The sequence below is a fragment of the Pseudomonas resinovorans NBRC 106553 genome, assembly GCF_000412695.1.
Classification (GTDB): domain Bacteria; phylum Pseudomonadota; class Gammaproteobacteria; order Pseudomonadales; family Pseudomonadaceae; genus Metapseudomonas; species Metapseudomonas resinovorans_A.
In genome coordinates this window covers 2,816,038-2,830,343 of record NC_021499.1, presented here as the reverse complement: position 1 = coordinate 2,830,343, position 14,306 = coordinate 2,816,038, and the positions used below count along the sequence as shown (strand labels likewise).

Annotated in this window: 12 protein-coding genes; 3 read left to right on the top strand and 9 right to left on the bottom strand. The window is 68.4% G+C overall.

Features of this window, described 5'->3' with window-relative positions:
* Nucleotides 1-183: 183 nt before the first annotated feature.
* The 3 genes from PCA10_RS12760 (at nucleotide 184) to PCA10_RS12750 (ending at nucleotide 4,012) form a co-directional block, all read left to right on the top strand.
* Nucleotides 184-1,341, top strand: a complete 1,158-nt coding sequence (locus tag PCA10_RS12760) for an alpha/beta hydrolase family protein (RefSeq protein ID WP_016492503.1) — start codon at nucleotides 184-186, stop codon at nucleotides 1,339-1,341.
* Between the two features lie 21 nt (nucleotides 1,342-1,362).
* The gene (locus PCA10_RS12755; RefSeq protein ID WP_016492502.1) at nucleotides 1,363-2,298 is read left to right on the top strand and encodes a VOC family protein; all 936 of its coding nucleotides are present in this window, start codon (nucleotides 1,363-1,365) and stop codon (nucleotides 2,296-2,298) included.
* A 298-nt stretch (nucleotides 2,299-2,596) separates the two neighbouring features.
* Nucleotides 2,597-4,012: an MDR family MFS transporter gene (locus PCA10_RS12750; protein WP_016492501.1), complete on the top strand. Its 1,416-nt coding sequence runs from the start codon at nucleotides 2,597-2,599 to the stop codon at nucleotides 4,010-4,012.
* A 124-nt stretch (nucleotides 4,013-4,136) separates the two neighbouring features.
* Here PCA10_RS12750 and PCA10_RS12745 read toward each other — a convergent pair whose 3' ends face one another.
* The 9 genes from PCA10_RS12745 to PCA10_RS12705 form a co-directional block, all read right to left on the bottom strand.
* Nucleotides 4,137-5,774 carry an arylsulfatase gene (locus tag PCA10_RS12745; protein WP_016492500.1) on the bottom strand — a complete coding sequence of 546 codons (1,638 nt, stop codon included), beginning with the start codon at nucleotides 5,772-5,774 and terminating at the stop codon, nucleotides 4,137-4,139.
* Between the two features lie 16 nt (nucleotides 5,775-5,790).
* Nucleotides 5,791-6,579, bottom strand: a complete 789-nt coding sequence (locus tag PCA10_RS12740; RefSeq protein WP_016492499.1) for a cyclase family protein — start codon at nucleotides 6,577-6,579, stop codon at nucleotides 5,791-5,793.
* A gap of 11 nt (nucleotides 6,580-6,590) precedes the next feature.
* Complete coding sequence (locus tag PCA10_RS12735) at nucleotides 6,591-7,565, bottom strand: NAD-dependent epimerase/dehydratase family protein (protein ID WP_016492498.1); 975 nt, start codon at nucleotides 7,563-7,565, stop codon at nucleotides 6,591-6,593.
* Nucleotides 7,556-8,548, bottom strand: coding sequence for a fumarylacetoacetate hydrolase family protein (locus tag PCA10_RS12730; protein ID WP_016492497.1), 993 nt, complete (start codon nucleotides 8,546-8,548; stop codon nucleotides 7,556-7,558). The genes PCA10_RS12735 and PCA10_RS12730 overlap by 10 nt, the downstream gene beginning before the upstream one ends.
* The gene (locus tag PCA10_RS12725; protein ID WP_016492496.1) at nucleotides 8,545-9,117 is read right to left on the bottom strand and encodes a cupin domain-containing protein; all 573 of its coding nucleotides are present in this window, start codon (nucleotides 9,115-9,117) and stop codon (nucleotides 8,545-8,547) included. The genes PCA10_RS12730 and PCA10_RS12725 overlap by 4 nt, the downstream gene beginning before the upstream one ends.
* Nucleotides 9,118-9,128: 11 nt before the next feature.
* Nucleotides 9,129-9,905: an SDR family NAD(P)-dependent oxidoreductase gene (locus tag PCA10_RS12720; protein ID WP_016492495.1), complete on the bottom strand. Its 777-nt coding sequence runs from the start codon at nucleotides 9,903-9,905 to the stop codon at nucleotides 9,129-9,131.
* Nucleotides 9,902-10,492, bottom strand: a complete 591-nt coding sequence (locus PCA10_RS12715; RefSeq protein WP_016492494.1) for a malonic semialdehyde reductase — start codon at nucleotides 10,490-10,492, stop codon at nucleotides 9,902-9,904. Before PCA10_RS12715 ends, PCA10_RS12720 begins: the two co-directional genes overlap by 4 nt.
* Before the next feature lie 8 nt (nucleotides 10,493-10,500).
* The gene (locus tag PCA10_RS12710; protein ID WP_016492493.1) at nucleotides 10,501-11,709 is read right to left on the bottom strand and encodes an MFS transporter; all 1,209 of its coding nucleotides are present in this window, start codon (nucleotides 11,707-11,709) and stop codon (nucleotides 10,501-10,503) included.
* Between the two features lie 134 nt (nucleotides 11,710-11,843).
* A complete protein-coding gene (locus PCA10_RS12705) occupies nucleotides 11,844-14,303 on the bottom strand; it encodes an efflux RND transporter permease subunit (RefSeq protein ID WP_016492492.1) in 2,460 nt (819 codons plus the stop codon).
* Nucleotides 14,304-14,306 lie beyond the last annotated feature (3 nt).

The following is a 14,306-nucleotide window of genomic DNA, read 5'->3' as shown; positions in this document are numbered from 1 at the left end:
CATCCGAACAAGCGATTTGTCCAATCCCTGACCCCATGCGAGCTTGCCAGGGCCGCCCCAGCCGGGTGGTCGACGCCCGCACCACTGCCTGATGCGGGAGCAGTCATCCAGGGAGCGCCCGCCTTGCGCCCGGCGCCAACCGCCCGAAGGCGCGCCCCGGATCAGAAGAAGGAAAACAACAACATGTTCCGTTACTTCCCCACGAACTACGTCTGGAATCTCTCCGTGGACCTGGCCCTGGAGATGGGTGCGCGCATCGGCGAGATCGTCGAAATGTGCGAGCCCCTGCAGGAGGCCGCCAAGCAACCGGACGCCGCCGGCACCCGGGCCTTCCGTGAAACCTGGTCGAAGATGGCCGACAAGCTCTGCGACCTCGCCCGCGAAGACGAAGAGCAAGGCCGCCTGCTCTCGGCCGGCGAGAAATACAACCGCGCCGCCACCTACTACCTGACCTGCGAGCGCCTGCAGGCCCACGGCGCCCCCGGTCGCCTGGAGCTGTACCAAGGCTTCCTCGACACCTTCGCCCGTGGCATCGCCCTCTCCGGCGAGAACTGCAAACGGGTGGAAATCCCCTACGAGGGCAAGGTGATCTCCGGGCTGTTCGTCCGCGCCGAGGGCGTGGAAGGTCCCGCGCCGCTACTGGTGCAGCTCAACGGCCTGGATTCCACCAAGGAAATGAAATACCGCGTCGGCCTGCCGGCCTGGCTCGCCAAGCGCGGCGTGTCGTCGCTGGTGATCGACCAGCCGGGCACCGGCGAGGCGCTGCGCCTGCACGACCTGAAAGCCCGCTTCGATACCGAGCACTGGGGCAGCCGCGTGTTCGACTGGCTGGAGACCCGCGAGGACGTGGACGCCAGCCGCATCGGCTGCGAAGGCGTGTCCCTCGGTGGCTACTACTGCCCCCGCGTGGTGGCGTTCGAACCGCGCTTCGCCTGCGGCGTGGTGTGGGGCGCCAACCATGATTGGCGCGACGTGCAGAAGCGCCGCCTGGAACGCGAGGGCAGCTTCCCCGTGCCGCATTACTGGGAGCACGTGCGCTGGGTCTGGGGCGGCAAGGACGTCGACGAGTTCATGACCATCGCCGAGAACGTCCACCTGGACGGCGTGGTGGAGCGCATCAAGGTGCCTTTCCTGGTCACCCACGGCGAGCAGGACTCGCAGATCCCGCTGAAATGGGCCCACCGCACCTACGAGCAACTGGTGAACAGCCCGAAGCGCGAGCTGAAGATCTTCACCCCGCGCGAAGGCGGTGTGCAGCACTCCAGCTTCGACAACTCCATCAACGCCGGCCAATACATTGCCGACTGGGTCGCTGAGACCCTCGGCGGCCGCACCGCCTGATTGCCGAGACGAGAACCGAACATGAAGATCATCGGACCCGACTACCTGGTATTCGGCGTCGACAATGTCAACGCCTGCGTGCAATACCTCACCGACTATGGCCTCAAGCCCCAGGGGCTGGACGATACCGGCGGCTACCTGGAAGCCCTGGACGGCACCGGCATCGTCATCCGCCACCGCGACGACCCACGCCTGCCCAAGGCCATGGAAACCGCCAGCACCCTGCGTGAAACCGTGTATGGCGTCGCCGACGAGGCCAGCCTGCAAGCCATCGAGGCCGAGCTGTCGAAGGACCGCGAGGTGATTCGCGGCGAGGATGGCGTGCTGCGGGTGGTGGACGACATGGGCTTCGCCCTGGGCTTCCAGATCACCTGCCGCCGCGCCCTCGACCTGCCGGGCGAGCTCTCCAACGCGCCCGGCGCCAGCGTCACCCGGGACGTCAACGCCCTGGGCGCCAGCGACGAGATGCCCGCCCTGCCCCGCAGCCTGTCCCACGTCGTCTACTTCGTGCCCGACCACGCCAAGGCCGAGGCCTTCTACACGCGCATCGGCTTCGTCTGCACCGACCGTTTCATCGAAGTCGGCCCCTTCCTGCGCCCCGCCGGAACCCTGGACCACCACACCCTGTTCATGATCCAGACACCGCCTTTCATGAAGGGCATCGAACACTTCACCTTCCATATGGGCGGCCCCACCGAAGTGATGCTGGCCGGCACCCGTTTCGTCGAGAAAGGCTACGAGTCGTTCTGGGGACCCGGCCGCCACCAGTTGGGTTCCAACTGGTTCTGGTACTTCAACAGTCCCATGGGCTGCCACGTGGAGTACGACGCCGACATGGACCTGCATGACGACACCTGGACCGCTCGCGTGGCGCCCGCCGGTGCCGACAACTCCCAGTACTTCCTCTTCCACTACCAGGAGAAATGGGCGCCAGGCGGCCCGCCTCCCAAGCATTGACGCGCTCCGACGTCATCGGCGGGCTTTCCCACAGCAACGTGCGCCAGCGCTCGGGAAGCCTGCCGCCTCAACTCCCGGTAGCCGGCTGGCCCGGGAGTCTTTTTTTACCGCGTAAGGGCTTTGCGGAGATCATCCGCCAGGCCAGCGCAACCAGCCCCGCCCACAAGGCACGGGCCTGGCCTTTCCATTCCCTCGGACCGATGTGCCACGCGGCGACAGGCTGTAAAGCGCACCGGTCGATCCACTAACCTGTGGCCCTATCCTTCCTGCCCCTCCGACCTCCCCACCAAGGATTTCGATGAACGCGCCACCCCGCCAACTCCCCGCCGGCCATGCGCAACTGCGCAGCCTGCTGCCCGGCCTGATGCTGGGCCTGTTCATGGCCGCCCTCGACCAGACCATCGTTGCCGCCGCCCTGCCCGCCATCGCCCGCCAGCTGTCGGGCGCCGAGCTGCTGGCCTGGGTGGTTTCCGGCTATCTGCTGGCCATGACCGTCGCCACCCCGCTGTTCGGCAAGCTGGGTGACCAGTTGGGCCGACGGCGGATGCTGGCCGTCGCGCTGTTCCTGTTCGTGCTGGCCTCGGTGCTCTGCGCCCTGGCCCGGGACATGGGTGAGCTGGTGGGCGCCAGGCTGCTGCAGGGCATCGGCGCCGGCGGCCTGATGGCCACCACCCAGGCCCTGGTGGGCGACCTGGTGGAACCCGCCGAACGCGGTCGCTACCAGGGCTGGTTCAGCAGCATGTTCGCCCTGGCCAGCCTCGCCGGTCCGCTGCTCGGCACCTTGCTCAGCACCAGGCTGTCCTGGCACTGGGTGTTCTGGCTGAACCTGCCCCTGGGCGTGCTGTGCTTCCTGCTGGCCCGTCCCGCGCTCAGGTCGCTGGTGCAGCAACGCCGCGATTCACCCATCGACTACCCGGGCGCCGCGCTGCTGACCCTGGGCCTGGCCAGCCTGCTCTGGCTGGTGGGCCGGCTCGGCCATGCGGTGGATCCTCTGGACGCCGGCAACCTCGCGGCGCTGGGATTGTTCGCCATGGCCCTGCCGCTGTTCGTAGCCAGCCAGAAACGCGCCAGCGATCCGCTGATCCCATTGCCACTGCTGCGCATCGCCACGGCACGGGGCGGTTGGCTGCTGCTGTTCTTCGCAAGCTTCCAGGCGATCGGCCTGGCGGTACTGATCCCCCTCCACGCCAGCGGCGAAGGGCTCTCCGGCAGCACGGCGCAACTCACCGCCATCGCCTTCGGCGCGCCCCTGGGGGCCTACATCGGCGGGCGGCTGAGCGCCCACTGGGGCCGCTACAAGAGCCTGCTGGTGACCGGCAGCAGCCTGCTGCCGCTGGCCTTGCTGGCCTGGGCCTGGCTGCCGCTCTCGGCGACGGGTCATCTGCTGGTTCTGCTGTTCTGCGGCGCCGCCCTCGGCCTGCAGTTCCCCACGTCCCTGGTGGCCGTGCAGAACGCCGTGCCGGCCGAGCACCTGGGCGTCGCCACCGGACTCTGCGGCCTGTCGCGCGGCCTCGGCGGTGCACTGGGGGTGGCGGCCCTGTCCAGCCTCTACTGGCTGCTGTCGCCCGGCGCTCCGGACACGGCGCTCGAACTCGCCGGTGGCGCGCTCGCCAGCGAAGCCTTCCGCCAGTTGCTGATGCTCAACGCGTTGCTCGCCCTGCTTCCGCTAGTGATCGCCCTGCGCCTGGAGAACCTGCCGCTGCGCCGCGCATAGCGACCTGCCGCCTCGACGGGGCTTGCCGGTGCGCACGGCGCCCCCTACGAGAGAGGGAGTCGCTCTTTCGCAGGATGGTTCCGCGAGCAACGAAACCCACCGTCTCGTTGGTAGCCCCAGGGCGTTAATTCGTCCCGGCGCCCGGCGGCGCGACCACGCCGACCCGGCGGGCGTAGTCCTGCCAGGCCTGCTTCAAGCGCTCCAGGGTTTCCGGCTGGCTGGCGGAAAGGTCCTGCTGCTCGCCCCGATCCCGCGACAGGTCGAACAGCTGCCAGCGCAGCGGCGGCAGGGGTTGCCCCGGCATGCTCCAGGGCACCAGGCCAAGGAGCTTGAGGTTGCCTTCGCGGTAGTAGCGGCTGCCGAACAGTTCGCCGGCCATCACCGGCTCGGCGCGGCCCTGGCCTTCCAGCATCGGCAACATGGAGTGGCCGGTGATGGGGTGCTTGGGCTGGCCCTGGTACTGGTTACCCGGGTCCGGCAGGCCCGCCAGGGCGAGGAAGGTCGGCGCCAGGTCGTCCACCCGCGCCACACCGCGCTCCAGGCCCTGGCGACGCAGGCTGGCCGGCAATTGGACGATGGCCGGCACGCTGATCCCACCTTCAGCGGTACTGCCCTTGAACAGCCGCAGGGGCGCCGCGCTCACCTCGGCCCAGCGCAGCCCGTAGTCGATCTGCGAACCGCGCCGGCCGAGGTTCTCCAGGCGGTTGTCGGTGTCCGGCCCGGCCGGGTAGAACTGTTCGTGGCGCTCGCCGGCGGCACCGTTGTCGGACATGAAGACGATCAGGGTGTTGTCCAGCTGGCCGCTCTGGCGCAGGTAATCCAGCAGGCGGCCGATGTTGTGGTCGAGGTTGTCGACCATGGCAGCGTAGATCTCCATCTTGCGCGCCTCGATGCGCTTGCGCTGCGGGTCCAGTTGGTCCCAGCCGGGCAGCTGCTTTGATGCCGGCAAAGGCGCGGCGCTCTGGAAGTCGACCGGCAAAATGCCCTTGGCCTTCATCCGTTCGATGCGCGCCAGGCGCACCGCGTCGTAGCCGCCGTCGTAGTGCCCCCGGTACTTGTCCAGGTAGGCCTCGGGCGCCTGCAATGGCCAGTGCGGCGAGGTGAAGGCGGCATAGGCGAAGAACGGCTTGCCGCTGCCCTCCCCGGCCTTCAGGTAGCTGATCAGCTTGTCGGTGTAGAAGTCGGTGGAATAGAAGTCGTCCGGCAGCTCCACCGGCTGGCCATTCTCCCGATAGGTGATCTGCTCGATCTTCGCGGTCGAGCCCGGCGTCGGCTTGAAGTGCACCCCGCCACCCTGCAGCAGCGTGAAGGACTGCTCAAAGCCACGGCGGTCCGGCCCCTGCTCGGGGGCCAGGCCCAGGTGCCACTTGCCCACCATGCTGGTGCGGTAGCCGCCGCCCTGCAGCAGCTCGGCAATGGAGTGGGCCTGCTGGTTGAGGTAGCCCTCGTAGCCCGGCTTGCCGCGCTGGAAGGGTTGCAGGCCTTCGGCCATGGTGCCCAGCCCGGCCAGATGGTGGTCGGTGCCGGACATCAGCATGGCCCGCGTCGGCGAGCAGGTGGGCGCGGCGTACATCCTGGTCAGTTGCAGACCGCTCTCGGCCAGGCGGTCAAGGCTCGGCGTGGCGATCTCGCCGCCGAAGGCGCCGAGGTCGGAGTAACCCAGGTCGTCGGCCAGGATCAGCAGGATGTTGGGACGCTCGGCAGCGCCGGCGAAGGCCGGGGCGATGCACGCCAGGGCCGCCAGCAGGAAGGGGAATCGCACGGGAATGCTCCTGTTCTTATTCTTCGAAGATGGCCACGGCGCGGATGAAGCCGGCCGACGCGTGCTTGATCTTGTAGGGGAAGCAGGACACCAGGAAACCGTTGGCCGGCAGGCCCTCGAGGTTGGCCAGCTTCTCCATCTGGCCGTAGCCGATGTCGCGCCCGGCCTTGTGGCCTTCCCAGATGATCGAGGCATCGCCCGATTCGGCGAAGCGCTCGCGGGTGTACTTGAACGGCGCGTCCCAGCTCCAGGCGTCGGTGCCCACCACCCGTACCCCGCGTTCCAGCAGGTAGAGGGTGGCTTCGCGGCCCATGCCGACGCCCGCGTCCAGGTACCCCGGCTGGCCGAACAGGCTGCCGGCGCGGGTGTTCACCAGCACGATGTCCAGCGGCTGCAGCTCATGGCCGATGCGCGCCAGCTCCGCTTCCACCTCGGCGGCGGTGACCACATGGCCATCGGGCAGGTGGCGGAAGTCCAGCTTCACCCCCGGCTGCAGGCACCACTCCAGGGGCAATTCGTCGATGCCGAAGGCCGGCTTGCCGCCATCGGTCGTGGACGCGTAGTGCCAGGGCGCATCCATGTGGGTGCCGCTGTGGGTGGTGATCGCCAGGCGCTCGGCGGCCCAGGATTCATTGCCCGGCATCTGGTCGAGGGACAGGCCGGGGAACATGGCGGCCATTTCCGGCCAGCCCTGCTGGTGATCCATGTAGTCGATCTTCGGCAGCAGCGGCGGCGGGTCGGTGTAGGGGTTGTTGTCCAGGGTCACCGAGAGGTCGACGAGGCGGCGTTTGCGGGCAGGGGTCATGGTGGCAGTCCTCAAGCGGAGTGTTCGACGGCGTGGGAGCGCCGGGAGGCGAGGTTCAAGGCGTTACGCACCAGGGCCTGGGCCGAACCGTCGTGGCGGAAGCCAAGGGCGCGGGCCTGGGGCGTGCGCAGGGGTGGATAGCGGCCGAACAGGGCCTCCAGGCCGGCGTCCGGCAGGTAACTCACCAGTGCGCGACGGTCGTCGCCAAAGGCATCGGCCAGGGCTTCCACCACTTGGGCGATGGACAGCTGCAGTACCGGCAGCTGCCAGATGGGCTGCGCCCCGGGGTTGTCGAGTTCGGCGGCGTGCAGCAGGTTGTCGACGCAGCAGCTTGCCGACATCCACCAGGCGGTGGCGTCCGCCGACACCGGGCACTCGTAGGCTTCACCAGCAGCCAGGGCATGCATCAGGTCGCTCATGAAGGCCGAGCGCAAGCCATTGGGTACCCGTGGGCGGGCGACGATTCCGGGCAGTCGCAGGACGCGGCCGTCCACCTCTCCGCGCCGGGACAGGTCGCTGATCTGGGTCTCCACCATCAGTTTGTGGGCGCCATAGGACAGCGCCGGCTGCGGCATCAGGCCTTCGTCCATGCGTTTGGGCAGGTCGACGCCGTACACCGCCACGCTGCTGGCGTACACCATTACCGCCGGGGCAGCCGCACGGCGCAGCTGCTCCAGCAACTCCAGGCTCGCCAGCAGGTTCACCTGGTGGCCGAGGGCGTACTGCTGCTCCGCCGCGCCGCCTGGGACGCTGACCAGGTGGAAGACCACGTCCATGCCATCGGCCAGGGCCCTGCGCAACAGGCTCGGATCGGTGATGCTGCCCTCCAGCAGGCGCAGGCGACGGTCCACCGCGAAGCCTGTCAGGCGCTGGTCCAGCAACACCAGCGCCTCGATTTCGCGACCCTGAAGACGGCCCGACTCCAGTAGGCGCTGGACCAGTTGTCGTCCGAGAAAACCGGCGGCGCCGGTGATCATCACGCGCATGGCGCACCTGCCTGGACCACCCGCTGGTCGATGGCGCCGAACAGCACCGAACCGTCGCTATGGCGCGCTTCCATGCGAACCCGGTCGCCGAAGCGCATGAAGCCGGTGGCCGGCGCGCCCTGGGCGATCATCTCGATGGCGCGACGCTCGGCGATGCAGGCAGAACCGACACTGCGGTCGGCGTTGGAAACGGTGCCCGAACCCAGGATGGTCCCGGCAGTGAGACGCCGGGTAAGCGCTGCATGGGCGATCAGCTGGTGGAAGCCGAAATGCATGGCGCCGCCGTGGGGATGGCCGAACCACTGGCCGTTCCACTCCACCTTCAGCGGCAGGTGCACGCGGCCGTCGCGCCAGGCGTCGCCCAGTTCGTCCGGGGTGACCGCCACCGGGGCGAAGCTGGAGGACGACTTGGCCTGGACGAAGCCGAAGCCGGTCTTCATTTCCCTGGGCGCCAGGGCGCGCAGGCTGACGTCGTTGACCTGCAGCACCAGGCGGATGTGCCCGAGCGCCTGTTCGGCGGTGCAGCCCATGGGCACCTCGTCCACCAGCACGGCGAACTCGCCCTCGAAGTCGATGCCGTGGGCTTCGCTGGGCAGCGGAATGTCCTGGCGCGCGCCGAGGAAGTCGTCGCCGGCCCCCTGGTACATCAGCGGCGTGGTCTCGACGCCGTCGATGGGGTCGAGATTGAACGCGCGCTGCATCAGTTCGCCATGGCTGAGGAAGCAGGAACCGTCGAGCCATTGCCAGGCACGCGGCAGGGGTGCCATGACCCGGTCCGGGTCGAAGTCGAAGGCCCCGGCGAGACTCCCCCGGTTGAGCGCGTCGTAGCGGCTGCGCAGGTCGGCCTCCACACTCCACCAGTGGTCCACCGCCGCTTGCAGGGTGGGCGCAATATCGGCGGCGTCCACCGCCTGGGCCAGGTCACGGGAAACCAGCAGCAGGCGGCCATCGCGGCTGCCGTCATCGAGGGTCGCCAGCTTCATCCCAGCACCTCCTGGAGTTCGGCGGCGTAACGGCCATCGAGGAGGATGAAGACCATCCGCGCCATGGCCTCGGTGCGGTTGCTCCAGGCGTGGTTGGTGCCACGCTGCACCACGATGTCGCCACGCTTGAGGTGGACCTCCTCGCCATCCAGCACCAGCCAGACCTCGCCCTCGGTGACGATGCCGTAGTCGAGCGTTTCGGTGCGGTGCATCAGCTTGTGCTTCGAATCGGCCTTGCCAGTGCCGGCATGGGCTTCGCCGATCTCGGCGAAGACCGCCGCCGCGTCTTCGGCGCTGACCTGGTTCTGCACGCTGTCCGGCGGGATGTCGACCACCCGGATCACGCTGCCCAGGGGGCCGGGGGACAGTTGCAGCGGCTTGGCGGTGGGATCGTCGCCGTTGTCCAGGGTCGCCGGGCTGGCGGCGCTGTTCCACACCTCGTAGAACAGGGTGCCGGGCACCGCTTTGAGCGGGAAGTTGTTCGGCGTCGGGCCGGCCATGGCCACCACGGCCAGGCCGCTGGCGTCGTGGCCGGTGACCACGCGCTGGAAGGGGGGAAGTGTGTGCATGGAAACTCCTTTCAATTGCCGTCGCCGATGGTGGTGCCACCGTCGACGATGATGTTCTGTCCATTGATGAAGGCGCCGCCCGGGGCGGCCAGCAGCAGCGCCAGGGCCGCCACCTCCTCCGGCCGGCCGACCCTGCGCAGGGGGGTCAGCGCCAGGCGCCGCTGCATCACCTCGGGGTTGTCGGTCAGGGGGCGGGCGAACTCGGTCTGGATCACACCGGGGCTGATGGCGTTGACGCGAATGTTGGCCGGGCCCCACTCCACCGCCAGGTTGCGCGCCAGCTGGGCCAGGGCCGCCTTCGACAGGCCGTAGAGCCCCAGGGCCTTGTTGCCGCGCAGGCCGGCGATACTGGCCATCAGCACCAGGCTGCCACCGCCCTGCTCCGCCATCACCGGCAACAGCTCGTTGCTCAGCCACACCGCGCTTTCCAGGTTGATCCCCATGGTCAACCGCCACGCCGCGTCATCGGCGCTGAGCAAGGGGCCGAAGTGCGGCGCCACGCCGGCGTTGCACACCAGCGCATCGATCCGCCCGTGCCGGTCGAGCACCTGGCGCGCCAGGGCGCGGACCTCCTCCGGCTGGGCGAGGTCCGCCGGGATGCCGCTGACGTCGAAGCCTTCACCGCGCAGTTCGGCCGCCACGCGCTGGCAGTCGTCGGCGTTCTCGCTGCTGATCGCCAGGCGCGCACCGGCGCGACCGTACTCGCGGGCGATGGCCAGGCCGATGCCACGGGTTGCGCCGGTGATAAGCGCGACCCGGCCTTCGAGGGAAAACAGCGGGCTGCTCATAGGATGCGGCACCCCTGCTCGAAGGACAGGCGCGGACCGGCCGGGCGCAGGCCGGTGTCATCGCCATAGCCCAGGCAGCAGAGGAAGTTGCTGCGCAAGCGGCCGTCCGGGAAGAAGGCCGCGTCCACCCGGGCATTGTCGAAGCCCGACATGGGGCCGCAGTCCAGCCCCAGGGCGCGCGCCGCCATGATCAGATAGGCGCCCTGCAGGCTGCTGTTACGCAACGCGGCGGTGAACGCCGCCTGCGGATCGTCACGGTAGGCCGCGCCGGCGTCATAGATCGGGAACAGCTCGGGCAGCAGCTCGAAGAAGCGGCTGTCCCAGGCGACGATGACGGTCACCGGCGCTTGCAGCATCTTGTCGCCGTTATGCCCCTTGAGGGCCGGCAGGAGTTTCTGCTTGGCCTCCGGGCTGCGCACGAAGACGAAACGCGCCGGGCAGCAGTTGTTGCTGGTCGGGCCCTGGCGCAGGGCGTGGTAAAGCTGCTGCAGCAGCGTGTCTGGCACCTCGCGGTCCAGCCAGAGATTATGCGAGCGTGCGCGCAGGAACAGTTGGTCGAGCGCGGCGCTTTCCAGGGGGTGGGCCATGGCTACCTCTAGGCGTGATCAGGTGTGGTGGAAACGGCGGCGCCGAGCGAACGGAACAGCTTCGGCAGCGCCAGGCAGGCGAGCGCCAGCAGCAGCTGGGCGATGCCCACCAGGGCCAGCGCCGCCGGCAGTTCGGCCACCACACCGGCGTTCAGGCCGAACACCACCAGGGGGCTGATGAACTCGCCGGCGAACAAGGCTGCCGTGAAGCCACCGGTGGCGCGGCCGCGCTGGGCGAAGCTGACCCGGCTCATCACCCAGGTGATCAGCGTCGGCAGCATCAGGCCGATGCCCAGGCCATTGACCAGCACCGCGACTATCACCAGCGCGTGGTTGCCGGCATTGGCCATCAGCAACCCGCCGCCACCGGCGATGGCGAAGGCCAGCAACAGCAAGTGCTGCCGAGGCAGGCCGCCGAGCAGGCGGAAGCTCAGGGCGCCGGCCAGCACACCGAGCTGGTTGGCGCCCATGGTCATGCCGATCTGCTGGGGCGAATCCACATGCAGCAGGGTCAGCAGGAAGCCCGCCTGCACCGGCACGATGAACAGGCTGACGCCGGCCAGCAGGGTGAGCCCGTACAGCGGCAGCAGCGCGCCCCAGGGGAAACCCCCGGACTCGCTGGACGCAGGCCGGGCCTCGCCGGCCTTGGGTTCCCAGAGCAGGGTCGCCATCAGCGGCAGGACAAGCAGGCCGGCGCCGTAGAGCATGAAGGGCGTGCGCCAGTCGTTCTGCCCGAGGGCCCCGCCCAGGGCGATGAACACCGCCGCCGAGAGCGAGGTGGCGACCATCTGCAGGGCGAACAGGCGTTCGCGGCGCTCACCCTGGTAGTAGTCGCCCATCAAGGTGGTGCAGCAGGTCATGATGCCGGCCTCCGCCAGGCCCAGGCCGGCACGGCTGATGACGATCCCCGGCAGCGACTCCAGCCACAGCGGCAGCAGGCCGAACAGGCTGTAGAGCACCATCGAGACCAGCAGCAGCGGCTTGCGCCCCAGGCGGTCGGCGATGACCCCGGCGAAGGGTGCCAGCAGCGCGATCACCAGGGCCGGGATGGTCAGGCTGATGGGCACCAGCACTTCGGCGCCCGGCGTCTCGGCGAAGTGCGCCTGCATGCGCGGCAACACCGGCGCCAGCAGCACCGCGCCCAGCACCGGCAGGCAGCTGCCAAAGAGCAGCAACAGGGATTGCGGCAGGCCCGCCTGGCGTTCAGCGGCGCTCACGGCGCACCTCCGACATGAACCCGTAGGCGCCTTCGGCGTAGTGCCCGACGGCCTCGGGCAGGCTCTTCCAGATGCTTCGCAAGGTGGTGATCAGTCGTGTCATCGCGATCTGCTCTTGTTCTTGTTGTGGGAGTTCAGGAATTGACGCTGTCCAGCAGCAGCGGCCGGTCGGTCCGTGCCTCGCGCCAGGGCGCCGGCGCGGCGGCGTCTTCGGCGGCCGCGTCGCGGCGGCGAGTGGCCGGCAGCAGGAAGTAGGCGAGCGCCGGCAGCAGCACCAGGGCGCCGACCATGTTCCAGACGAACATGAAGGCCAGTAGTACACCCATGTCCGCCTGGAACTTGATAGGCGAGAAGATCCAGGTGCCGACGCCAATGGCCAGGGTCACGCCGGTGAGCATCACCACCTTGCCGGTGGAGAGCAGCGCCCGGTAATAGGCTTCGGAGAGGCTGGCACCCTGGCGCAGATGGCCGAGCAGGATGCTCATCACGTAGAGCGCATAGTCCACGCCAATGCCCACACCCAGGGCGATCACCGGCAGGGTGGCGACCTTGACGCCGATCCCCAGCCAGACCATCAGCGCCTCGCAGAGGATCGAGGTGAGCATCAGCGGGATCACCGCGCAGAGGGTCGCGCGCCAGGAGCGGAAGGTGATCAGGCAGAGCAGGATCACCGCGCCGTAGACCCAGAACAGCATCTCGCGGTTGGCTTCCTTGACCACGATGTTGGTGGCGGCCTCGATCCCGGCATTGCCGGCGGCCAGCTGGAACTTCACTTCGTCCGTGTCGTTGACGGCGGCGAAGGCTTCGACATGCTCCACCAGGCGGGTCAGGGTCTCTGCCTTGTGGTCGGTCAGGTAGACGTAGAGTGTCAGCAGGCTGCACGACTCGTTGTAGAGGCCGCGCGGCGCACTGGCGGTGATCATGTTGAGCATCGCCTGGTTGTTCTGCAGCTCATACCACTTCGGGCTGCCTTCGGAGAGGCCCACCAGCATGCGGCGGTTGAGCAGCGCCAGGGAGTTGGTGGAATCCACGCCGGGCAGGCTGCGCAGTTGCCAGTCCAGTTCGTCCACCTTGTGCAGGATGTCGTAGCGCGCGCAGGCGCTGTCCGGCGTACGCACCATGATCGCAAAGAGGTCGCTGCTGGCCCCGTAGCTGCGGGTCATGAAGGCGTCGTCCTGGTTGTAGCGCGAATCGGCACGCAGCTCGGGGGCGCCGGCATCGAGGTCGCCGATGGCCAGGTGCAGGCTGACCATGAAGCCGAGCACCGCCATCACCAGGCTGACGCCCACACAGATGGCGGCCCAGGGTTTGCGGGTGAACAGGTCGAGGAAGCGCCAGAACAGGTGCCGGGCCTGGCCGCCCTGCTCCGCCCGCTCGCTCTTCAGGCTGAGCTCGGCGGCACGGGGGCTGACGCCGACATAGGAAAGCAGCACCGGCAGCAGGATCAGGTTGGTGAAGATCAGTACCGCCACGCCGATGCTGGCGATGATCGCCAGGTCCTGGATCACCTGGATCTGGATGATCATCAGCACGGCGAAACCGACCGCGTCGCACAGGAGCGCGGTGAGGCCGGCGAGGAACAGACGGCGGAAGGTGAAGCGCGCCGCCACCACGCGGTGCATGCCTCGGCCGATGTCCTGCATGATGCCGTTCATCTTCTGCGCGCCGTGGCTCATGCCGATGGCGAACACCAGGAACGGCACCAGCACCGAATAGGGGTCCAGCTGGTAGCCCAAGAGCGGCAGCAGGCCGAGCTGCCAGACCACCGCCACCAGCGAGCAGAGCACCACCAGCAGGGTGCTGCGCACGCAACGGGTGTAGCCGTAGAGCACCACGGTGGTGATGAGGATGGCGACGGCGAAGAACAGCAAGATCTGCTCCAGGCCCTCGATCAGGTCGCCCACCTTCTTGGCGAAGCCGGTGATGTGGATGTCGACGCTGTCGCTCTGGAACTTCGCCCGCAGGGCCTCCAGCTGGTCGGACAGGGCCTTGTAGTCCAGCGGCTTGCCGTCCGGGGTCCGCGATAGCAGCGGCACGTAGATGATGCTGGAGCGCTGGTCGAAGGCCACCAGCTGGCCGATCTCGTTGGACAGTTGCACGTTGCGCCGCAGGTCACCCAGGGACGCCGGGCTACCGTCGTACTCGTCGGGGATCACCGGGCCGCCATCGAGGCCCTCTTCGGTCACCGACACCCAGCGGGTGGCCGGCGTCCACAGCGACTTCATATAGGCACGGTCGACGCCCGGCAGCAGGTAGATCTGGTCGCTCAGGGCCTGCAGGGTGCGCAGGTAGTCGGCATCGTAGATGTCGCCGTTGCGATGGGCGACGGCGATGCGCAGGGCGTTGCCCAGGCCCGACAGTTCCTTCTGGTTGGCCAGGTAGTTGGCGATATAGGGATGCCCGGTGGGGATCATCTTCTCGAAGCTGGCGTTCAGCTCCAGGCGGGTCGACTGCCAGCCGAGCAGCACGGTGGTCAGCAGGCACAGCAGCAGCACCCAGTGACGGTGGTTGAACAGGGCCCGTTCCACCAGCGAACCGGAGCGGGGGTCGAACGCGTCCTGGCTGGACGGAATGGCTTGGCGAGCGGAATTCATGAA